The following is a 21,181-nucleotide window of genomic DNA, read 5'->3' on the forward strand; positions in this document are numbered from 1 at the left end:
CAGGGATGAAGCGGCATCTGGTGATTATCGGCAACGGTATGGCGGCTACCCGGCTGGCGGAAACGCTGGTGGCGCGGGGGGAGGGGCGATTTCAGATAACCATCATCGGCGATGAACCGTACCCGGCCTATAACCGTATCCAGCTGTCGCCGGTGTTAGGCGGGGAAAAAACGCTGGACCAGACGCTGCTGCTGCCCGCCCGGTGGTATCAGCAGCACGACGTGACGGTGCGGCTTGGGGAGTCGGCGCGGGAGGTTGATGTCGAGGCGCGCACTCTGCGCACGACCCGGGGCGAACTGCGCTGGGACGAGCTGATCTTCGCCACCGGCTCGCAGGCCTTCATTCCGCCGCTACCCGGAGCTGAGCTGCCGCACGTCTATGGCTTTCGTACCTTTAGCGACGTGGCCGCCATTCTGGCGACCGGCGGGCCGGCGGTGGTGATCGGCGGCGGGGTGCTGGGCGTCGAGGCGGCAGCGGCATTACAGCGCCAGGGTGACAAGGTGACGTTACTTCATCGCGGCGGCTGGCTGATGGAACAGCAAACCGATGAGTTTGCCGGGCAGCAGCTCCGGCAGCAGCTGGCAGAGCGGGGGATTGAGTGCGTGACGGGCTGCACTATCGCCGCCATCCGCGAGCATGACGTCGTGCTGGAGGACGGCCGGACGTTTGCCGCCCGTCGCGTCGTGCTGGCGACCGGGGTACGCCCCCATATTCAGCTGGCGCAGCGCAGCGGCATAGCGTGCCGCCGCGGCATCATCGTCGATCGCCAGATGGCGACCGCGCTGCCGGGAATCAGCGCCATTGGCGAATGTTGCGAAATTGACGGCCAGACCTGGGGACTGGTCGCCCCCTGCCTGCGTCAGGCCGAGGTACTGGCCGGGCGGCTATGCGGCACGCCGGACGAGGATTTTAGCTGGCAGGACAGCGGTACCCGCCTGAAGGTCACCGGCATTGCGCTGTTCAGCGCCGGTGAGCTGCAGGCGACGGAGCGGGATGAACTGTGGACCAGCTGGGATCCGCTGGCTCACCACTACCGTCGCTTGCTGGTCCGCGACGGCAAACTGCGCGGCGTTTTACTGTTTGGCGACTGCGCAAACGCGGCGCCGCTAACGGCTCAGCTGGGGGCCAATGCGCCGACAGACTGGCTTTTCGACCCTTCTTCAACGCAGCCACGCGCTGCAGGACAACCCACTATGACAAAACCTACTTTGGTGCTGGTCGGCCACGGCATGGTCGGCCACCATTTTCTTGAGCAATGCGTCAGCCGGAACCTGCATCAACAGTTTCGGATCGTGGTGTTTGGCGAAGAGCGCTATGCCGCCTACGACCGGGTGCATTTATCGGAATATTTTGCCGGCCGCAGCGCAGCCTCGCTGTCGCTGGTGGAGGGCGATTTCTTCAGCCAGCACGGGATTGAACTGCGTCTGTCTGCACCCGTCGCCGCCATTGACCGCGAGGCGCGGGTCGTCCGTGATGCTCATGGGCATGAGACGCACTGGGACAAGCTGGTGCTGGCGACCGGGTCATACCCCTTCGTGCCGCCGGTGCCGGGCCATGACCTGGACGGCTGCTTTGTCTACCGCACGCTGGACGACCTCGACCGCATTGCCGCCTGTGCCAGCACGGCAAAACGCGGGGTGGTGATTGGCGGCGGTCTGCTGGGACTGGAGGCCGCTAATGCGCTCAGGCAGCTGGGGCTCGAAACCCATGTGGTGGAATTTTCGCCGAACCTGATGGCGGTTCAGCTCGACGAACCGGGGGCGGCGATGCTGCGGGAAAAAATCAACGATATTGGCGTCGGGGTGCACACCAGCAAATCGACGCAGGCTATCGTGCGCCAGGCTGACGGCCTGGTGCTGAATTTTGCCGATGGCGAATCGCTGGCTACCGATATGGTGGTGTTCTCCGCCGGCATTCGCCCGCAGGATACGCTGGCGCGCGCCAGCGGGCTGGCGCTTGGCGAGCGCGGCGGGATCCGCATCGATAATCAGTGTCGGACCTCTGATCCGGACGTGCTGGCGATTGGCGAGTGCGCGCTGTGGGAGAACAAAATCTATGGCCTGGTGGCCCCGGGCTACCAGATGGCGAGAACGGCGGCGGCGGAACTGGCCGGGGATGAGGCGAGTTTCAGCGGGGCCGATATGAGTACCAGGCTGAAGCTGCTGGGTATCGATGTGGCCTCTTTCGGCGATGCGCAGGGGCGTACGCCCGGCTGCCAGAGCTATCAATGGACCCATGGCCCGGAACAAATCTACAAGAAAATCGTCGTCAGCCAGGATGGTAAAACGCTGCTGGGCGGCGTCCTGGTGGGCGACGCCAGCGATTATGCCACGCTGCTGCAGATGATGCTTAACGCGATGGCGCTGCCTGCGCGCCCGGAAAGCCTGATACTGCCCGCCCTGGAGGGGAGCGCGCCGAAAGCGCTGGGGGTGGCGGCGCTGCCGGACAGCGCGCAGATCTGCTCGTGCCACAACGTCAGCAAAGGCGATATCTGTCAGGCGGTCAGCGCGGGCGCCGGCGATATCGCGGCGATAAAAAGCGGCACCAAAGCCGCGACCGGCTGCGGGGGATGCAGCGCCCTGGTCAAACAGGTCATGGAGTATCAACTTGCGGCGCAGGGCGTGGAGGTCAAAAAAGATATCTGCGAACACTTCCCGTGGTCGCGCCAGGAGATTTATCACCTGGTGCGGGTGAACCATATCCGCAGCTTTGAACAGCTGATTAGCCGCTATGGACAGGGGCACGGCTGCGAAATCTGTAAGCCGCTGGTGGCCTCGGTGCTGGCCTCCTGCTGGAATGAATATCTGCTCAAACCGGCGCATTTGCCGCTGCAGGATACCAACGATCGCTACTTCGCCAATATCCAGAAAGACGGCACCTATTCGGTCGTCCCGCGGATGGCGGCCGGGGAGGTGACCCCGGACGGGCTGATCGCCATCGGACAGATTGCTAAACGCTATCAGCTGTACAGTAAAATTACCGGCGGTCAGCGTATCGATCTGTTTGGCGCCCGGCTGGAGACGCTGCCGGCTATCTGGCGCGAACTGGCGGAAGCCGGTTTTGAAACCGGTCACGCCTACGGCAAATCGCTGCGCACGGTGAAATCCTGCGTCGGGTCGACCTGGTGTCGCTATGGCGTCCAGGATTCGACGGGGCTGGCGGTTACCCTCGAGCATCGCTACAAGGGGCTGCGGGCTCCGCATAAGATCAAAATGGCGGTCTCCGGCTGTACCCGCGAATGCGCCGAGGCTCAGGGGAAGGATATCGGGGTGATTGCCACCGAAAAAGGCTGGAATCTCTACGTTTGCGGCAACGGCGGCATGAAGCCGCGACATGCCGATCTGTTCGCCAGCGATCTGGATGAGGCGACGCTGATCCGCACCGTCGACCGCCTGCTGATGTTTTATATCCGCACCGCCGACCGTCTGCAGCGCACCAGCACCTGGATGGATAATCTCGAAGGCGGGCTCGACTATCTGCGTGAGGTGATCCTTGAAGACCGCCTCGGGATCGGCGAGGAGCTGGAGCAGGAGATGGCGCGGGTGGTGGCGAGCTACCAGTGCGAATGGCAGACCACTCTTAACGATCCGCAGCGGCTGGCGCTGTTCCGCTCCTATGTCAACAGCGAGCAGCCGGACGAAGCGGTACAGCGGCAAACCTTACGCGGTCAGCCGCAGCTCATCGCCGCGTCCCCGAATCATGATGCCGCACCATCAAATCGCCCGTGGCAGGCCATTTGCGATCTTGAGTCGATTCCCGCGCAGGCAGGGATCGGCGCCCGGCTCGGCGAACGCCAGATTGCGCTGTTTCGCTTTGGCGAGCAGGTCTACGCCCTCGATAACCTGGAGCCGGGCAGCGAGGCCAACGTGCTGTCGCGCGGTATTCTGGGCGATGCCGGCGGCGAGCCGATTGTGATCTCCCCGCTGTATAAACACCGCATCCGCCTGCGCGATGGCCGCCCGTGTGACGGCGGTGAACCGGCGGTACGCGCCTGGCCGGTGAAGGTGGAAAACGGCAAGGTGTGGGTCGGCAACCAGGCGCTGCTGGCGCGGGCGGAGGCTTCCTGATGACGGAAACCCGGACCACGTGCCCCTACTGTGGGGTGGGCTGTGGCGTGCTGGCGCGCGTGGAGGCCGACGGTCAGGTCAGCGTTCGGGGCGATGGGCAGCATCCGGCGAACCTTGGTCGCCTGTGCGTTAAAGGCGCGGCGCTCGGGGAAACCACCGCTCTGGAAGGACGCCTGCTGATGCCTGAGCTGGATGGCGTGGCGGTCAGCTGGCCGCAGGCGCTGGCGGCTGCCGGTTCGCGGCTGCGGGAGATTATCGATCGGTACGGGCCGCAGGCGGTGGCGTTTTATGCCTCCGGTCAGCTGTTAACCGAGGACTATTACGCGGCGAATAAGCTGATGAAGGGGTTTATCGGCGCGGCCAATATCGATACCAACTCTCGACTGTGTATGTCCTCGGCGGTCACCGGCTACAAGCGCGCCTTCGGCGCCGATGTGGTGCCGTGCAGCTATGAGGATGTGGAAAACAGCGATCTGGTGGTGCTGGTGGGGTCGAACGCCGCCTGGGCCCATCCGGTGCTCTACCAGCGGCTGGTGCAGGCAAAGCGGGATAATCCGCAGCTGAAGGTGGTGGTGATTGACCCCCGGCGGACCGCCACCTGCGATATTGCCGATACCCATCTGGCGCTGGCGCCCGGCAGCGATGGCGGGCTGTTTGTCGGCTTACTCCACGCTATCGCCGGCGCGGGCGAGCTGACCCGCGGCTTTCGCGACCAGCAGCAGGCGCTGGCGGCGGCGGGGGAATGGAGCATCGACAAAGTGGCGGAGTTTTGCGGCCTTGAGGCGCATCAGGTTGCGGCGTTCTACCGCGACTTTATCGCCGCGCCGCGCGCCATCACCCTGTACACCATGGGGATCAATCAGTCGGCCAGCGGCAGCGACAAGTGCAATGCCATCATTAATGTCCATCTTGCCAGCGGCAAATATGGCCGCGCGGGCTGCGGGCCGTTTTCGCTGACCGGACAGCCAAATGCCATGGGCGGCCGTGAGGTGGGGGGGCTGGCGACGATGCTCGCCGCCCATATGAATTTTGAGCCGCAGGATCTGCAGCGCCTCGCGCGTTTCTGGGGTACCGAACGGCTGGCGCAGACGCCGGGGCTGACGGCGGTGGATCTGTTTGCCGCCATCGGTCGCGGCGAAGTGAAAGCGGTATGGATAATGGGGACCAATCCGGTGGTCTCTCTGCCGGACAGCCACGCGGTGAGCCAGGCGCTGGCCGCCTGCCCGCTGGTGATGGTCTCCGATGTTACCGCCGCAACGGATACCGGGCGTTTCGCACATATTCGCTTTCCGGCGCTGGCGTGGGGCGAAAAAAACGGCACCGTGACCAATTCCGAGCGACGTATCTCCCGCCAGCGCAGCTTTCTACCGCCGCCGGGGGAGGCGAAAGCCGACTGGTGGATTATCTCCCGCGTCGCCCGACAGCTGGGCTTCGGCGCGGCCTTTGCCTGGCAGCACCCGCACGATGTGTTCAGCGAACATGCGGCGCTCTCGGGGTTTGAAAACCACGGCCAGCGGGCGTTTGATATCGGCGGGCTGGCGGAGCTCAGCCGCGAGGCGTGGGATCGGCTGGCGCCGGTACGCTGGCCGGTCAGCCGCAGCGGCGCGGAGCTCAATTTACAGCGAGGCTGGCATGGCGATGGCCAATTACGCATGGTGCCGGTAACCCCGCAGGGGACGCGGGCCGTACCCGATGCTTTTTACCCGCTGATCCTCAACAGCGGCCGCATCCGCGATCAATGGCACACCATGACCCGTACCGGCGCCGTTCCGCGTCTGATGCAGCATATCGCCGAACCGGTGGTGGAAGTCGCCCCCACGGACGCCCGGCGCCTGCAGCTGCAGGAGGGGGCGCTGGCGCGGATCTGGTCGCCTAACGGGGTGATGGTGGCTAAAGTGATCGTTGCCAGCGGACAGCGTCCCGGTTCGCTGTTTGTACCGATGCACTGGAATAATCAGTTTGCTCGCCAGGGGCGGGTAAACGACCTGCTGACCGCGGTGACCGATCCCTGGTCCGGGCAGCCGGAGAGCAAACAGGTGGCGGTGGCGATCGCGCCGTGGCGCCCCGCCTGGCAGGGGGAGCTGTTTTGTCGCCAGCCGGTTCCGCTGCCCGCCTCGGTCCACTGGCGGCGTCGGGCGGCGGCGGGAGTGAGCCATCTCTCTTTAGCCGGAGAGAAAAATCCACGCGAATGGCTCACCGCCTGGTGTCAGCAGCAGGGGTGGCAACTTCAGGTCGCGCAGGCTGGAGCGGTGTGGAACCTGCTGGCCTGGCGCCAGGGGACGCTGATGCTGGGCTGGTGGAGCGACGCCTGCGCACCGACGATCGACGCGGAGTGGATCGCCGACGCGTTTCGTACGCCGCCGCCAAACCCGGCGCTTCGTCACGCGCTGCTGAGCGGCAGGAAGGGCGGCGACGTCGTCCCGGCCGGGCGGATTATCTGTAGCTGCTTTAGCATCGGTGAACGGGCCATCAGCGAGGCTATCGCCGGCGGCTGTCGCACGCCAGGCGAGCTGGGGGCAGCGCTCAAATGCGGGACCAACTGCGGCTCCTGTATCCCGGAACTGAAGGCGCTGCTGGCGGAGAACAACGCGCGGGTGTAACGTTCGGTATATTCCTGGAATTGGCCCAAGGACTGCGGGGGCGGGCAAAAAACGGTAAACTTAGCGTTTGTGACCATTCGTCGTGAGTTAACGTAACCCATTTAATGTTTTTGTCGTCCCGCGTTATTCCAACCCTTCCCCTCCTCTTGCTGCTGGCAGGGGGACCCGTACGTGCCCTGCAGGACAGCAATGCGTTCAGTGAAAAACAGGCGGCGCTGCCGGATCTCGGTATCGCTCCGCAGGTTGACGACGACGCCCGGCATTTTGCCGAAATGGCCAAAAAATTTGGTGAGGCCAGTATGAGCGATAATGGCCTGACCACCGGTGAACAGGCGCGGATGTTGGCGATTGGCAAGCTTGGCAGCGAGGTGAGCCACCAGCTGGAAAGCTGGCTATCGCCGTGGGGCAACGCCAATGTCGATCTGCTGGTCGATAAAGCGGGTAACTTTACCGGCAGCAAAGGCAGCTGGTTTGTCCCGTTACAGGATAACGGCGATTATCTGACCTGGAATCAGTATTCGGTGACCCAGCGGGAAAAAGACCTGGTGGGGAATATCGGCCTGGGGCAGCGCTGGCGGATGGGGGAGTGGCTGCTTGGCTACAACTCGTTCTACGACAAAGTGCTGGACGAGAGCCTGGCGCGGGGTAGTCTCGGCGCCGAGGCGTGGGGCGAGTATTTGCGTCTGTCGGCCAACTATTACCATCCTCTGGGGAGCTGGCAACGCGGCGATAGCCTGACCCAGGAGCAGCGTATGGCGACCGGTTACGATGTCACCGCCCAGGCGCGACTGCCGTTCTACCAGCATATCAATACCAGCGTCAGCGTTGAGCAATATTTTGGCGATAGCGTCGATCTGTTCCACTCGGGTACCGGCTACCATAACCCGGTTGCGGTCTCGGTAGGGCTGAACTACACGCCGGTCCCGCTGGTGACGGTCACGGCCAAGCATAAGCAGGGTGAAAGCGGGCTGAGTCAGAACAACGTCGGTCTGAATTTGAATTACCGCTTTGGCGTGCCGCTCAAGCAGCAACTGGCGGCCGATGAGGTGGCGATCAGCCGCTCTCTGCGCGGCAGCCGTTACGACAGCCCGGAACGCGATAATCTGCCGGTGGTCGAATATCGTCAGCGTAAATCGCTCTCGGTCTATCTGGCGACGCCGCCGTGGGATTTGCAGTCAGGGGAAACGGTACAGCTGAAGCTGCAAATTCGCAGTCTGCATGGCATAAAGTCGCTGAAATGGCAGGGCGATACCCGGCAGCTGAGCTTAACATCGCCGGTGGATGCCAATAGCCCGGACGGCTGGAGCGTGATTCTACCGGTGTGGAACAGCGAGCCGGGCGCAAGCAACGTGTGGCATCTGTCGGTGGTGGTGGAAGATAAAACGGGTCAGCGCGTCTCATCCAATGAGATCGCCCTGGCGCTGACCGAGCCGCTGGTAAAATTCTCGGCCGACGGCGTCACCTGGCAGGGGACGCCTTAGAAAATCCGCTCCTGATGTACCCATACCGCGGCTTCAACCCGCGATTTGAGCTTCATTTTCTTCAGCATATGCTTCACGTGCACCTTCACGGTACTTTCGGTGATCTCCAGACGACGGGCGATCATTTTGTTCGGCAGCCCCTGGGCAATCAGCTTGAGAATATCGCGCTCGCGCGGCGTCAGCTGGCTGATATCGCGATCGGAGGTGGCGCGGTTGGCGCGCAGGCTGGCCGCCAGCACCGGCGTTAAGGCTTCGCTGAGCACCATCTCGCCCGCGGCCGCCTGCTGCAGCGCTTTTAACAGATCTTCCGGCTCCATATCCTTCAGCAGGTAGCCGTCGGCGCCGCGTTTTAACGCCGTAACCACGTCCTCTTCGTGGTTGGAGACGCTGAAGACGACCACCCGGCCAGAGAGTGATTTCTCCCGCAGCTTATCGAGAGTCTCCAGCCCGTTCATCCCCGGCATGTTGAGATCCAGCAGGATCAGGTCGGGATCCAGCGTCTCCGCCAGCGCGATGCCTTGTTCGCCATTGCTGGCCTCGCCAATGACCTGAATATCATTGGCCATGCTAACGAGCTGTTTGACCCCGGTGCGCAGCATCGGGTGATCGTCAATGAGAAGGATGGTTGCCCGTTCCTGTTGACTCATAGGGTTCTCCTTATTGGATTGAAAACGTTTTTTCCGGGATAAAGGTGACGACCACTTCGCTGCCGCCCGTTTCCCGGCGACGGACCTGGCAGTCTCCGCGCAAACTCTGGGCGCGATCCCGCATAATGATTAAGCCGTAATGGTTACTGCGTTCAGCATGGTCCGGCACGCCGCGGCCGTTATCCGCCACCACCATCCGGACCTGATTATCCCGCAGCGAGACGGTGACGGTGACTTCCGTTGCCTGCGCATGCTTTAACGCATTGCTCAGCGCCTCACGGGCGATTTGCAGCACGTGGATCGCCTGATGAGACGGGACAAAACGCGGCGGCAGCTGGTAATCCAGCTGTACCGTAAAGCCGAAATGCGCGCTATATTCCTGGCAGCTGGCTTCCAGCGCCGGGCGCAGCCCCGCTTCGGTTAACTGCAGCCGGAAGGTGGTCAGCAGCTCCCGCAGCTGCGCCCAGGAGGTGTTCAGCTCGTTGCGGATCTGGCCCAGCAGTTCGCGGCTCTCCGGCGGCAGATTTTCGCCCTGCATCTGCAGACAGCTGACCTGCATCTTCATGCAGGAGAGCGACTGGGCGATGGAATCGTGCAGTTCGCGGGCGATGGTCGCGCGTTCCTCCATCACGATCAGCTGCTGCTGATGCTCCTGATGTCTGTCCAGCGCGAGCGTGGAGGTCAGCTGTTCGACCAGTGTATCGACCAGCTGCTGCTGATCGTGGCTCAGGTGGCGACCCGCCGGCAGCGTGGCCAGCAGGATCCCATACTGATTGTGGGCATCGGACAGCCGCCATTTCAGCGTGGCGCCGGCGTCCGGCAGCGGCGGCAGATCGCGCGGGCAGAGATAGCAGCCTTTGTCATCGCACTGGATGTCCGAATGACAGGCAAACTCCTGGTGATTGTCTTCATCTTCGCAGTCATAAACCCGAACTTCGATATCACGCAGCAGGGTCAATCCCTGCAGGCCGTTGAGCACCGGCGAAATGCGCTCGCACAGCGGCGCGCTGGAGTGCAGGCGACGGTTAGCCTGCCACAAAAAGGCGAGGATTTCGTTTTTCTGCTCCAGCCCGGCGGTTTTCTCCTGCACCCGCCGTTCGAGCACGGAATAGCTTTCCGCCAGCTCTTCCGACATGTTATTCAGCGCCATACCGAGGCTGGCCATCTCATTGCGGCCGCTGATATGGACGCGCTGGGTAAAATCACGATGGCTGACCGCCCGAGCCATCGCCAGCAGCTGTTTCCACGGGCGCAACAGCCGCGCTCGCAGCCAGACGATGGTAAACAGGAACAGCAGCGCCATGCCGATAGCCATCACCCGCTGCAGCCAGACGACGTAGCGGATGCGCTGCTCGGTGGTATGGTCAAAAGAGGTGACCAGGTGGTCTATCCGATTGACAAAACCGGCGACATCGGTCGCCACGCTGGCCTGATTCTGCGCGCGCTTCATGCCCGGAGCCAGCTCCTGCTGCCAGTATTGCTGCAGGGATTTAAGCTGGTTCTGCTGGCCGTCCCTCAGGGCGGCATTTTGCAGCTCTTCGCTGAATACGGTGGCGGTCATCTCATCGAGTAATCTGCTGTCGCCCGCCTTAAGGGGGACGGCTGCCAGCAGACGATAGCTTTGCATCCTTAGCGACCCGGCTTTATTGATCGCATGGGCGCTGCCCTGCACGCCGTGCACCAGGCGGGCGGAGATACCGATGCCTGCTACGCCAATCGCCGTCGATAGCAGCACGATTAACGCCAGTTGATTGACCAACGTAAGCGGGGTAAAAAGACGTTTTAACATACAATGCGTGGCTCCTGACCGGCAAACCATCCGGGAGTGGCGACTATTCTCGGATATCCCATGGAGTATACCCATACCCATAAGGGATTACCCCTTAATTGTCGGTGGTGGGTAGTTGAGCAGGCGGCGATCGTCTAAACCCGGCAGCCATGTGAAAAACCACACTTTTTTTGGCGAAAAAGACTACTCACTTCGGATAATGATTTTTTTTTAAGCAATTTAATGACCCCTTTTCCTTTGATTTATATCAACTTACCGCCACCGGTAACCCCTAATGTAGCGGCAGGATATATGAATAATCAGAGGTATTTATGCGTCAATCTTCCCTACCGGAGAAGGCCAGTACTTCAGTCATTACCGACTGGCGTCCTGAAGATCCCGAGTTTTGGCAACAGCGCGGCCACCGCGTGGCGAGCCGAAATCTGTGGATCTCCGTTCCCTGTCTTTTGCTGGCGTTCTGCGTCTGGATGTTGTTCAGTGCGGTGGCGGTTAACCTGAATAAGGTCGGCTTTCAGTTTACCACTGACCAGCTGTTTATGCTGACGGCGCTCCCGGCGCTGTCGGGGGCGTTATTGCGCGTTCCTTATGCCTTTATGGTACCGCTGTTTGGCGGCCGTCGCTGGACCGCATTCAGTACCGGCATCATGATCGTACCTTGCGTATGGCTGGGCTTCGCGGTGCAGGATACCTCGACGCCGTTTAGCACCTTTGTCATTATCTCTTTGCTTTGCGGCTTTGCCGGGGCCAATTTTGCCTCCAGCATGGCCAACATCAGCTTCTTCTTCCCTAAGCAGAAGCAGGGGGGCGCTCTGGGCATTAACGGCGGCCTCGGCAACATGGGCGTCAGCGTGATGCAGCTGGTTGCGCCGCTGGTGGTTTCGCTGTCAATTTTTGCCGTCTTCGGCGGCACCGGCACCGTGCAGCCGGACGGCTCCGTTCTGTATCTGGAAAACGCCGCCTGGATTTGGGTACCGTTCCTGGTTGTTCTGACGCTGGCCGCGTGGTTCTTTATGAACGATCTCTCGGCCTCTAAAGCCTCGCTGAGCGAACAGCTGCCGGTCCTGAAACGCGCGCACCTGTGGATCATGGCCCTGCTGTATCTGGCGACCTTTGGTTCGTTTATTGGTTTCTCCGCGGGCTTCGCCATGCTGTCGAAAACCCAGTTCCCGGACGTCCAGATCCTGCATTTCGCCTTCTTCGGCCCGTTTATCGGCGCGCTGGCGCGTTCCATGGGCGGCACTATCTCCGACCGTCTGGGCGGCACCCGCGTGACGCTGGTGAACTTCGTGGTCATGGCTATCTTCAGCGGCCTGCTGTTCCTGACCCTGCCGACGCATGGCGTGGGGGGGAATTTTATCGCCTTCTTCGGCGTGTTTATGGTGCTGTTCCTGACCGCCGGTCTGGGGAGCGCTTCAACCTTCCAGATGATTTCCGTCATCTTCCGTAAAATGACGCTGGATCGCGTCAAGGCGCAGGGAGGGAGCGAAGAGCAGGCGATGCGTGAAGCGGCGACCGATACGGCGGCAGCGCTGGGCTTTATCTCGGCGATTGGCGCCATCGGCGGCTTCTTTATCCCGAAAGCGTTCGGTATTTCGCTGGATCTGACCGGTTCTCCGGCCGGCGCGATGAAGGTTTTCTTCGTTTTTTACGTCGCCTGCGTGATCATCACCTGGGCGGTTTACGGGCGTAAACAGAACGCTTAAGCAGCACCCTTAGCCATATCAGGGCGCAATTTTTATTGCGCCCTTTTTTATCGCTTTAGCGCTGAATGCGATAAACGTTTTGCCCCATTAATCAGTCACCACAGGCTCAGCGGGCAGCCGCCGACATGTAGCGAAATTATCTACCGACAAGGATATCTACCCCTTAATACCTTGGTGAGCCTCTAAGACGCATCTTATTTGCCGGTAATTCATGAAATTCCTTTAAAAACAAAATGATAAAAAATATAAATCACTACCACTTCGGTGGTATTTGCTATTTCTCCCGCTTTTTATAAGCCATAGCGCATTGATCGTTATCAATTCTCGCCCTCTTTCATAGCGTTACCTTCGCTGCAAATCCAGCAATGTCGATTTATCAGAGAGCCGTCAGGCTCCACACAGGAGAAACCCGATGAGTAAATTCCTGGACCGGTTTCGCTACTTCAAACAGAAGGGTGAAACCTTTGCCGATGGGCACGGCCAGCTTCTAAAAACCAACCGGGACTGGGAGGATGGATACCGCCAGCGTTGGCAGCACGACAAAGTTGTGCGCTCCACTCACGGTGTAAACTGCACCGGCTCATGCAGCTGGAAAATTTATGTTAAGAATGGTCTCGTCACCTGGGAAACCCAGCAGACGGACTACCCGCGTACGCGCCCGGATATGCCCAATCACGAACCGCGCGGCTGCCCGCGCGGCGCCAGCTACTCCTGGTACCTGTACAGCGCTAACCGCCTCAAGTATCCGCTGATGCGTAAACGCCTGATGAAAATGTGGCGTGAAGCGAAAGTCCAGCATCGCGATCCGGTTGCCGCATGGGCCTCCATTATTGAAGATGCCGATAAAGCCAAAAGCTTTAAGCAGGCGCGTGGCCGCGGCGGCTTCGTGCGTTCTTCCTGGCAGGAAGTCAATGAGCTGATTGCGGCATCCAACGTCTATACCGTGAAAACCTATGGCCCGGACCGCGTTGCCGGCTTCTCGCCGATCCCGGCGATGTCGATGGTGTCCTACGCTTCCGGCGCGCGCTACCTGTCGCTGATTGGCGGCACCTGCCTGAGCTTCTACGACTGGTATTGCGATCTGCCGCCGGCCTCGCCGATGACCTGGGGCGAGCAGACCGACGTGCCGGAATCGGCCGACTGGTATAACTCCAGCTACATCATCGCCTGGGGTTCCAACGTCCCGCAAACCCGTACGCCGGACGCCCACTTCTTTACCGAGGTGCGCTACAAAGGCACCAAAACCGTGGCCGTAACGCCGGATTACGCGGAAATCGCCAAGCTGTGCGATCTGTGGCTGGCGCCGAAGCAGGGGACCGACTCGGCGATGGCGCTGGCGATGGGCCACGTGATGCTGCGCGAGTTCCACCTCGACAAACCGAGCCACTATTTTACCGACTACGTACGCCGCTACACCGACATGCCGATGCTGGTTATGCTCGAAGAGCGTGACGGCTATTATGCCGCCGGCCGCATGGTGCGCGCCGCCGATCTGGTGGATGCGCTGGGCCAGGAGCAGAATCCGGAATGGAAAACCGTCGCCTTTGATGAGCAGGGCGCAATGACCGTACCGAACGGGTCGATTGGTTTCCGCTGGGGCGATAAAGGTAAGTGGAACCTCGAGCAGCGCGACGGTAAAACCGGCGAAGATATCGAGCTGCGTCTGAGCCTGCTGGGCAGCCATGATGATATCGCCAACGTCGGCTTCCCATACTTTGGCGGCGACGGTAGCGAGCACTTCAATAAGGTCGAGCTGGAAAATGTTCTGCTGCACAAACTGCCGGTCAAACGCCTGCAGCTGGCCGACGGGTCTTCCGCCCTGGTGACCACCATTTACGATCTGACCATGGCTAACTACGGCCTGGATCGTGGCCTGGGTGATGAGAACTGCGCCGCCAGCTACGATGATGTGAAAGCCTACACGCCGGCCTGGGCGGAGCAGATTACCGGCGTTTCCCGCGCCCACATCATCCGTACCGCGCGTGAATTTGCCGATAACGCCGATAAGACCCACGGTCGTTCGATGATCATCGTCGGCGCCGGTCTGAACCACTGGTATCACATGGACATGAACTACCGCGGCCTGATCAACATGCTGATCTTCTGCGGCTGCGTGGGGCAGAGCGGCGGCGGCTGGGCGCACTATGTCGGCCAGGAAAAACTGCGTCCGCAGACCGGCTGGCAGCCGCTGGCGTTTGCCCTTGACTGGCAGCGCCCGGCGCGCCACATGAACAGCACCTCCTACTTCTATAACCACTCCAGCCAGTGGCGTTACGAGACCGTGACCGCGCAGGAGCTGCTGTCGCCGATGGCCGATAAATCGCGCTACAGCGGCCATATGCTGGACTTCAACGTCCGTGCTGAACGAATGGGCTGGCTGCCGTCTGCGCCGCAGCTGGGGACCAACCCGCTGCGGATTGCACAAGAGGCGAAGAAAGCGGGCATGAGCGTGGTGGATTACACCGTTAAAGCGCTGAAAGAAGGCGCGATTCGTTTTGCGGCCGAACAGCCGGAGAACGGCAAAAACCATCCGCGTAACCTGTTTATCTGGCGCTCCAACCTGCTGGGCTCTTCCGGTAAAGGTCACGAATACATGCTGAAGTACCTGCTGGGTACCGAGCACGGTATTCAGGGCAAAGATCTGGGCGAGCAGGGCGGCCTGAAGCCGGAAGAGGTGGAATGGCGCGATAATGGCCTGGAAGGTAAGCTGGATCTGGTGGTGACCCTGGACTTCCGTCTGTCGAGCACCTGCCTCTATTCCGACATCGTGCTGCCGACCGCCACCTGGTATGAAAAAGACGACATGAATACCTCGGATATGCATCCGTTTATTCATCCGCTGTCTGCTGCCGTAGACCCGGCGTGGGATTCGAAAAGCGACTGGGAAATCTATAAAGACATCGCGAAGAAATTCTCCGAAGTCTGTGTCGGCCATCTGGGGAAAGAGACCGATGTCGTGACGCTGCCGATTCAGCACGACTCGGCGGCAGAGCTGGCGCAGCCGATGGGCGTTGTCGACTGGAAGAAAGGCGAATGCGACCTGATCCCAGGGAAAACCGCGCCGCACATCATTCCGGTTGAACGTGACTACCCGGCAACCTGGGAACGCTTTACCTCGATTGGCCCGCTGCTGGACACCATCGGCAACGGCGGTAAAGGCATCGCCTGGAATACCCAGAGCGAAATGGATCTGCTGCGTAAGCTCAACTACACCAAAGCGGACGGCCCGGCGAAAGGCCAGCCGATGCTGAATACGGCGATTGATGCCGCCGAGATGATCCTGACCCTGGCGCCGGAAACCAACGGTAAGGTGGCGGTGAAAGCCTGGGCGGCGTTGAGCGAGTTTACCGGCCGCGATCACACCCATCTGGCGAAAAACAAAGAAGAGGAAAAAATCCGCTTCCGCGATATTCAGGCTCAGCCGCGCAAAATCATCTCCAGCCCGACCTGGTCTGGCCTCGAAGATGAGCACGTCTCCTATAACGCCGGTTATACCAACGTACATGAGCTGATCCCGTGGCGCACCCTGTCCGGTCGCCAGTCGCTGTATCAGGATCACCAGTGGATGCGCGACTTCGGTGAAAGCCTGCTGGTTTACCGTCCGCCGATCGATACCCGTTCGGTGAAAGCGGTCATGGGCGAGAAGTCCAACGGCAACCCGGAGAAGGCGCTGAACTTCCTGACGCCGCACCAGAAATGGGGGATCCACTCGACCTACAGCGATAACCTGCTGATGCTGACGCTGTCGCGCGGCGGGCCGATTGTCTGGATGAGCGAAGCCGATGCTAACGATCTGGGGATTGAGGATAACGACTGGATCGAGGTCTTTAACAGCAACGGCGCCCTGACCGCGCGTGCCGTCGTCAGCCAGCGCGTTCCGGCCGGTATGACCATGATGTACCACGCCCAGGAACGTATCGTGAACCTGCCGGGATCGGAAATTACCGGCCAGCGCGGCGGGATCCATAACTCGGTCACCCGCATTACGCCGAAACCGACGCATATGATCGGCGGCTATGCGCAGCTGGCTTACGGCTTTAACTATTACGGCACCGTCGGCTCTAACCGTGATGAGTTCGTGGTGGTGCGGAAGATGAAGAACATTAACTGGTTAGACGGCGAAGGTAATGACCAGGTACAGGAGAGCGTAAAATGAAAATTCGTTCACAAGTCGGCATGGTGCTGAATCTCGATAAATGCATCGGCTGTCACACCTGCTCAGTCACCTGTAAAAACGTCTGGACCAGTCGTGAAGGGATGGAATACGCCTGGTTCAACAACGTTGAAAGTAAGCCCGGCGTGGGGTTCCCGAACGACTGGGAAAACCAGCAAAAATGGAAGGGCGGCTGGATCCGTAAAATCAACGGCAAGCTGCAGCCGCGCATGGGGAACCGGGCGATGCTGCTGGGTAAAATCTTCGCCAACCCGCATCTGCCGGGGATCGATGATTACTACGAGCCGTTTGACTACGACTACCAGAACCTGCACACCGCGCCGGAAAGCAAGCATCAGCCGATCGCCCGTCCGCGATCGCTGATCACCGGCCAGCGCATGGATAAGATCACCAGCGGTCCGAACTGGGAAGAGATTCTGGGCGGCGAGTTTGAAAAACGCGCCAAAGACCAGAACTTCGAAAACATGCAGAAAGCGATGTACGGCCAGTTCGAAAACACCTTCATGATGTATCTGCCGCGGCTGTGTGAACATTGCCTGAACCCGGCGTGTGTCGCCACCTGCCCAAGCGGGGCGATCTACAAGCGGGAAGAAGACGGGATCGTCCTGATTGACCAGGATAAGTGCCGCGGCTGGCGGATGTGTATTACCGGCTGTCCGTACAAAAAGATCTACTTCAACTGGAAGAGCGGCAAGTCCGAGAAGTGCATTTTCTGCTACCCGCGCATCGAGTCCGGGATGCCGACCGTCTGCTCTGAAACCTGCGTCGGTCGTATTCGTTACCTCGGCGTCCTGCTGTATGACGCGGATGCGATTGAACATGCGGCAAGTACCGAAAATGAGAAAGACCTGTACCAGCGTCAGCTGGATGTGTTCCTTGACCCGCATGATCCGAAAGTTATCGAGCAGGCGCTGAAAGACGGCGTTCCGCAGGGGGTTATCGAAGCCGCCCAGCAGTCGCCGGTTTACAAAATGGCGATGGACTGGAAGCTGGCGCTGCCGCTGCACCCGGAATACCGCACGTTGCCGATGGTCTGGTATGTGCCGCCGCTGTCACCGATTCAGTCGGCCGCGGATGCCGGGGAACTGGGGAGCAACGGGATCCTGCCGGACGTGGAAAGCCTGCGTATTCCGGTACAGTACCTGGCGAACCTGCTGACCGCAGGGGATACCCAGCCGGTACTGCTGGCGCTGAAACGTATGCTGGCGATGCGTCACTTTAAGCGTGCGGAAACCGTTGATGGCGTCGTGGATACCCGCGCGCTGGAGGAGGTCGGTCTGACCGAAGCCCAGGCGCAGGAGATGTACCGCTACCTGGCGATTGCCAACTACGAAGATCGTTTCGTGGTACCGAGCAGCCATCGCGAACAGGCCCGCGACGCCTTCCCGGAAAAAAGCGGTTGCGGCTTTACCTTTGGCGATGGGTGTCACGGGTCGGATAGCCAGTTCAACCTGTTCAACAGCCGTCGTATCGATGCTATCGACGTCACCAGCAAAACGGAGCCGCACCCATGATTGAACTCGTCATCGTGTCGCGCCTGCTTGAGTATCCTGATGCTGCCTTATGGCAGCATCAACAGGAGATGTTCGAGGCGCTGGCAACATCGGAAAGGCTGAGCAAAGAAGATGCTCAGAGCCTGGGCGTTTTCCTGCGCGATTTGACCGCTCTGGACATTCTCGACGCCCAGTCATCCTACAGCGAACTGTTCGATCGCGGACGCGCCACCTCGCTGCTGCTGTTTGAACACGTCCACGGTGAATCTCGCGATCGCGGCCAGGCGATGGTGGATCTGATGGCGCAATACCAGCGCCACGGTTTAGAACTCGACAGCCGCGAACTGCCGGACCATCTGCCGCTGTATCTGGAATATCTGGCGCAGCTGCCGGAGGGCGAAGCCATCGCCGGGCTGCAGGATGTGGCGCCGATCCTCGGTCTGCTCAGCGCGCGTTTGCAGCAGCGTGCCAGCCGCTATGCGGTGCTGTTTGAGCTGCTGCTGAAGCTGGCGAGGACGCAGGTCGACAGCCAGAAAGTGGCGGAAAAAATCGCCGACGAGGTCCGCGACGATACGCCGCAGGCGCTGGATGCGGTGTGGGAAGAAGAACAGGTGAAATTCTTTGCCGATAAGGGCTGCGGCGAGTCAGAAATCGCCGCTCACCAGCGTCGTTTTGCCGGAGCCGTTGCCCCGCAATATTTAGATATCTCTAACGGAGGACAGCAATAATGCACTTCCTGAATATGTTCTTCTTTGACATCTATCCGTACATTGCCGGGTCGGTGTTCCTGATTGGCAGCTGGCTGCGGTATGACTACGGCCAGTATACCTGGCGCGCGGCCTCCAGCCAGATGCTGGACCGCAAAGGGATGAACCTGGCGTCTAATCTGTTCCACATCGGGATTTTGGGTATTTTCGCCGGCCACTTCCTTGGGATGCTGACGCCGCACTGGATGTATGAATCGTTCCTGCCGATCGATGTTAAGCAGAAGATGGCGATGTTTGCCGGCGGCGCCTGCGGCGTGATGACGCTGGTGGGCGGTTTGCTGCTGCTGAAACGCCGTCTGTTCAGCCCGCGCGTTCGCGCAACGACCACCGGCGCGGATATCCTGATCCTCTCTCTGCTGATGGTGCAGTGTGCGCTGGGCCTGTTGACGATTCCGTTCTCTGCCCAGCATATGGACGGCAGTGAAATGATGAAACTTGTCGGCTGGGCGCAATCTGTGGTGACCTTCCACGGCGGGGCGTCGCAGCATCTGGATGGCGTGGCGTTTATCTTCCGCGTGCACCTGGTGCTGGGGATGACGCTGTTTCTGCTGTTCCCGTTCTCCCGCCTGGTCCACATCTGGAGCGCGCCGGTAGAATACCTGACGCGTAAATACCAGATTGTGCGCGCCCGCCGCTAATGGCGCCGCTTGCAGGCGATCAAACCCCGCTACGGCGGGGTTTTTTGTGACTTAACGAGAGCGTTTCCCCCCAGCTCAGGTTATTTCCCGCCGCCGCCAACAGGATCAACGCGCCGCCGGCGAACTGCACCGGCGCCAGCGCATGGTCAAAGACCAGATAATCGACGACAATCGCCACTATCGGATAGATAAATGAGAGCGAGCCGGTCACGGGCGTGGGGAGTTTCTGAATCGCGCTATACAGCAGCTGGTACATGATACCGGTATGGACCACGCCGAGAATCAACAGATAGTGCCAGGGGAAGGCGGTAGAAAAATCCGGGACGTGCGCTAGCGGCAGCAGCATTATCGTCCCGACGACCACCTGAATAAAGGCAATATGCTGCGGTGGAAGAGGGTGCAGCTTCCGGGTGATTATCGCCGTCAACGCATAGAAAAAGGCGGCGCCGAGGGCTAAAACAATCCCCGCCAGCAGCTGAGCGCCGTGCGGCTGCGCCAGCTCGCTCGACAACAGAACCACCACGCCGATAAACGCTAACCCCAGCCACGCCCATTTGATTGGCTTGACCCGTTCGCCAGTTAATATGCCCATTAATACCAGCATAAACGGCTGCGTGTTGTAGACCACGGTAGCCATGCCGATGGAGATGCGCGCGTAGGCCGCAAACAGCAGCAGCCAGTTGATGACCAGGGCCATCCCGCCCAGTACCGCCAGCAGCAACGTCAGGCGGGTTAACGGGGCGAAAGGCCGCCGGCCGAGAGAGATAAAGCCGAATAAACTCAGGGCGCCAATCAGGCAGCGCCAGAATACCACATCGATAACCGGCAAACCGGAAAGCAAGACGAATACGCCAACCGAACCGGAAATGATCATCGCCAGGCTCATTTGCCAGACGCCTGTCAGCTTGTGTGTCATTTTTCCCCTCCAGTGTTATGCCGATATTGTCGTTAATCAGATGACAGGTTTAAATGCATGATCTAAGATAAAATAGCCATATTGCTTTTATTTATAAGGTAAAGAGGATGGAATGCTTAATTGACAATATCGACCGCGCCATTCTGGCCTGTCTGACGGAAGACGCGCGGATTTCGCTCAAGGTACTGAGCGCGCGGGTGGGATTGAGCTCTCCGGGTACCGCCGAGCGGGTGAAACGGCTGGAGGAGCGTGGGGTCATTCAGGGATACGGCGCCCGGGTTAATCTGGCGGCGCTGGGCTATACCCTGCAGGCGCTGGTGCGCGTCAAACCCTTGCCGGGACTGCTGCAGAAGGTCGATAAATATATTCAGGCGCTGCCGGAATGCATTGAATGTGACAAGGTCACGGGGGAGGATTGCTTCGTGATGCGGCTGGTGGTGCGCGATATCGCCCAGCTCGATACGCTGCTGGATGGTCTGGCGGAACATGCCCAGTGTAATACCTCGGTGGTCAAAAGCTCGCCGGTAGCGCGGCGCCTGCCGCCGATGTAACTGCCCCGGATGGCGGCGTAAACGCCTTATCCGGGCTACCCCTGGTCGAAGCTTCTCATCCTTCCCTGTATGGGCAGAGTATAAGATGGCGGAATTTTTGGGGAGTAACGGGTAATCAAAAAAGGATGGTGGTGGGGGAAGGATTATTCGGAGCTGAAGCTCCTCACCCTTCGGGCCGTTGCCTGCGGCAACGTTCTCTCGCTGTCGCTCGAGCCGAACCCTGGTCGAAGCTTCTCATCCTTCCCCGTATGGGCAGAATATAAGATGGCGGAATTTTTGGGGAGTAACGGGTAATCAAAAAAGGATGGTGGTGGGGGAAGGATTATTCGGAGCTGAAGCTCCTCACCCTTCGGGC

The 21,181-nt window shown here is 60.2% G+C and carries 12 protein-coding genes and 2 other RNA genes (1 of these 14 cut by a window edge); 9 read left to right on the top strand and 5 right to left on the bottom strand.

All coding sequences use genetic code 11. The features are described 5' to 3' along the window. Window positions 1-5: 5 nt before the first annotated feature. From nirB to ACI2JR_RS19620, 3 genes are all read left to right on the top strand, one after another. Complete coding sequence (gene nirB / locus ACI2JR_RS19610; protein ID WP_462479262.1) at window positions 6-4,067, top strand: nitrite reductase large subunit NirB; 4,062 nt, start codon at window positions 6-8, stop codon at window positions 4,065-4,067. Next, on the top strand, window positions 4,067-6,667 hold the full coding sequence (locus tag ACI2JR_RS19615; RefSeq protein ID WP_462479263.1) for a molybdopterin-dependent oxidoreductase: 2,601 nt from the start codon (window positions 4,067-4,069) through the stop codon (window positions 6,665-6,667). The genes nirB and ACI2JR_RS19615 overlap by 1 nt, the downstream gene beginning before the upstream one ends. 104 nt (window positions 6,668-6,771) lie before the next feature. After that, window positions 6,772-8,148 (top strand): YchO/YchP family invasin, encoded by a 1,377-nt coding sequence (locus ACI2JR_RS19620; protein ID WP_132731426.1) that lies wholly within the window; start codon window positions 6,772-6,774, stop codon window positions 8,146-8,148. On the opposite strand, the gene narL is transcribed toward ACI2JR_RS19620, so the two are convergent. Next, window positions 8,145-8,795 carry a two-component system response regulator NarL gene (gene narL, locus ACI2JR_RS19625; RefSeq protein ID WP_132731427.1) on the bottom strand — a complete coding sequence of 217 codons (651 nt, stop codon included), beginning with the start codon at window positions 8,793-8,795 and terminating at the stop codon, window positions 8,145-8,147. The genes ACI2JR_RS19620 and narL overlap by 4 nt on opposite strands. A 10-nt stretch (window positions 8,796-8,805) precedes the next feature. Then, entirely contained in the window at window positions 8,806-10,584 is a 1,779-nt protein-coding gene (narX, locus tag ACI2JR_RS19630; RefSeq protein WP_462479264.1) for a nitrate/nitrite two-component system sensor histidine kinase NarX, read from the bottom strand. Window positions 10,585-10,895: 311 nt separating this feature from the next. On the opposite strand from narX, the gene ACI2JR_RS19635 reads away from it, so the two are divergent. From ACI2JR_RS19635 to narI, 5 genes are all read left to right on the top strand, one after another. Next, window positions 10,896-12,287, top strand: coding sequence for a NarK family nitrate/nitrite MFS transporter (locus tag ACI2JR_RS19635; protein ID WP_462479265.1), 1,392 nt, complete (start codon window positions 10,896-10,898; stop codon window positions 12,285-12,287). A gap of 412 nt (window positions 12,288-12,699) precedes the next feature. Then, a complete protein-coding gene (locus tag ACI2JR_RS19640; RefSeq protein WP_132731430.1) occupies window positions 12,700-16,443 on the top strand; it encodes a nitrate reductase subunit alpha in 3,744 nt (1,247 codons plus the stop codon). After that, window positions 16,440-17,975 (top strand): nitrate reductase subunit beta, encoded by a 1,536-nt coding sequence (gene narH / locus ACI2JR_RS19645; RefSeq protein ID WP_462479266.1) that lies wholly within the window; start codon window positions 16,440-16,442, stop codon window positions 17,973-17,975. The genes ACI2JR_RS19640 and narH overlap by 4 nt, the downstream gene beginning before the upstream one ends. Then, window positions 17,972-18,682, top strand: a complete 711-nt coding sequence (gene narJ / locus ACI2JR_RS19650; protein ID WP_132731432.1) for a nitrate reductase molybdenum cofactor assembly chaperone — start codon at window positions 17,972-17,974, stop codon at window positions 18,680-18,682. Before narH ends, narJ begins: the two co-directional genes overlap by 4 nt. Then, the gene (gene narI / locus ACI2JR_RS19655; RefSeq protein WP_462479267.1) at window positions 18,682-19,359 is read left to right on the top strand and encodes a respiratory nitrate reductase subunit gamma; all 678 of its coding nucleotides are present in this window, start codon (window positions 18,682-18,684) and stop codon (window positions 19,357-19,359) included. Before narJ ends, narI begins: the two co-directional genes overlap by 1 nt. Before the next feature lie 19 nt (window positions 19,360-19,378). On the opposite strand, the gene ACI2JR_RS19660 is transcribed toward narI, so the two are convergent. Beyond that, window positions 19,379-20,275 (bottom strand): DMT family transporter, encoded by an 897-nt coding sequence (locus ACI2JR_RS19660; RefSeq protein ID WP_462479268.1) that lies wholly within the window; start codon window positions 20,273-20,275, stop codon window positions 19,379-19,381. A 107-nt stretch (window positions 20,276-20,382) separates the two neighbouring features. Between ACI2JR_RS19660 and ACI2JR_RS19665 the strand changes: the two genes are divergently transcribed. Beyond that, window positions 20,383-20,826, top strand: coding sequence for an Lrp/AsnC family transcriptional regulator (locus ACI2JR_RS19665; RefSeq protein WP_132731435.1), 444 nt, complete (start codon window positions 20,383-20,385; stop codon window positions 20,824-20,826). 126 nt (window positions 20,827-20,952) lie between these two features. Here the strand turns inward: ACI2JR_RS19665 and ACI2JR_RS19670 are convergent. Beyond that, window positions 20,953-21,085, bottom strand: a non-coding RNA gene (locus ACI2JR_RS19670) — RtT sRNA. 46 nt (window positions 21,086-21,131) lie between these two features. Further along, window positions 21,132-21,181, bottom strand: a non-coding RNA gene (locus ACI2JR_RS19675) — RtT sRNA (it continues 183 nt past the right edge of the window).

Source organism: Klebsiella sp. NPDC088457, from assembly GCF_044900465.1.
Classification (GTDB): Bacteria; Pseudomonadota; Gammaproteobacteria; order Enterobacterales; family Enterobacteriaceae; genus Klebsiella.

Coding starts and splice junctions, on each gene's coding strand:
- nirB (WP_462479262.1), top strand. CDS start 6: ATGAAGCGGCATCTGGTGATTATCGGCAACGGTATGGCGGCTACCCGG.
- ACI2JR_RS19615 (WP_462479263.1), top strand. CDS start 4,067: ATGACGGAAACCCGGACCACGTGCCCCTACTGTGGGGTGGGCTGTGGC.
- ACI2JR_RS19620 (WP_132731426.1), top strand. CDS start 6,772: ATGTTTTTGTCGTCCCGCGTTATTCCAACCCTTCCCCTCCTCTTGCTG.
- narL (WP_132731427.1), bottom strand. CDS start 8,795: ATGAGTCAACAGGAACGGGCAACCATCCTTCTCATTGACGATCACCCG.
- narX (WP_462479264.1), bottom strand. CDS start 10,584: ATGTTAAAACGTCTTTTTACCCCGCTTACGTTGGTCAATCAACTGGCG.
- ACI2JR_RS19635 (WP_462479265.1), top strand. CDS start 10,896: ATGCGTCAATCTTCCCTACCGGAGAAGGCCAGTACTTCAGTCATTACC.
- ACI2JR_RS19640 (WP_132731430.1), top strand. CDS start 12,700: ATGAGTAAATTCCTGGACCGGTTTCGCTACTTCAAACAGAAGGGTGAA.
- narH (WP_462479266.1), top strand. CDS start 16,440: ATGAAAATTCGTTCACAAGTCGGCATGGTGCTGAATCTCGATAAATGC.
- narJ (WP_132731432.1), top strand. CDS start 17,972: ATGATTGAACTCGTCATCGTGTCGCGCCTGCTTGAGTATCCTGATGCT.
- narI (WP_462479267.1), top strand. CDS start 18,682: ATGCACTTCCTGAATATGTTCTTCTTTGACATCTATCCGTACATTGCC.
- ACI2JR_RS19660 (WP_462479268.1), bottom strand. CDS start 20,275: ATGACACACAAGCTGACAGGCGTCTGGCAAATGAGCCTGGCGATGATC.
- ACI2JR_RS19665 (WP_132731435.1), top strand. CDS start 20,383: ATGGAATGCTTAATTGACAATATCGACCGCGCCATTCTGGCCTGTCTG.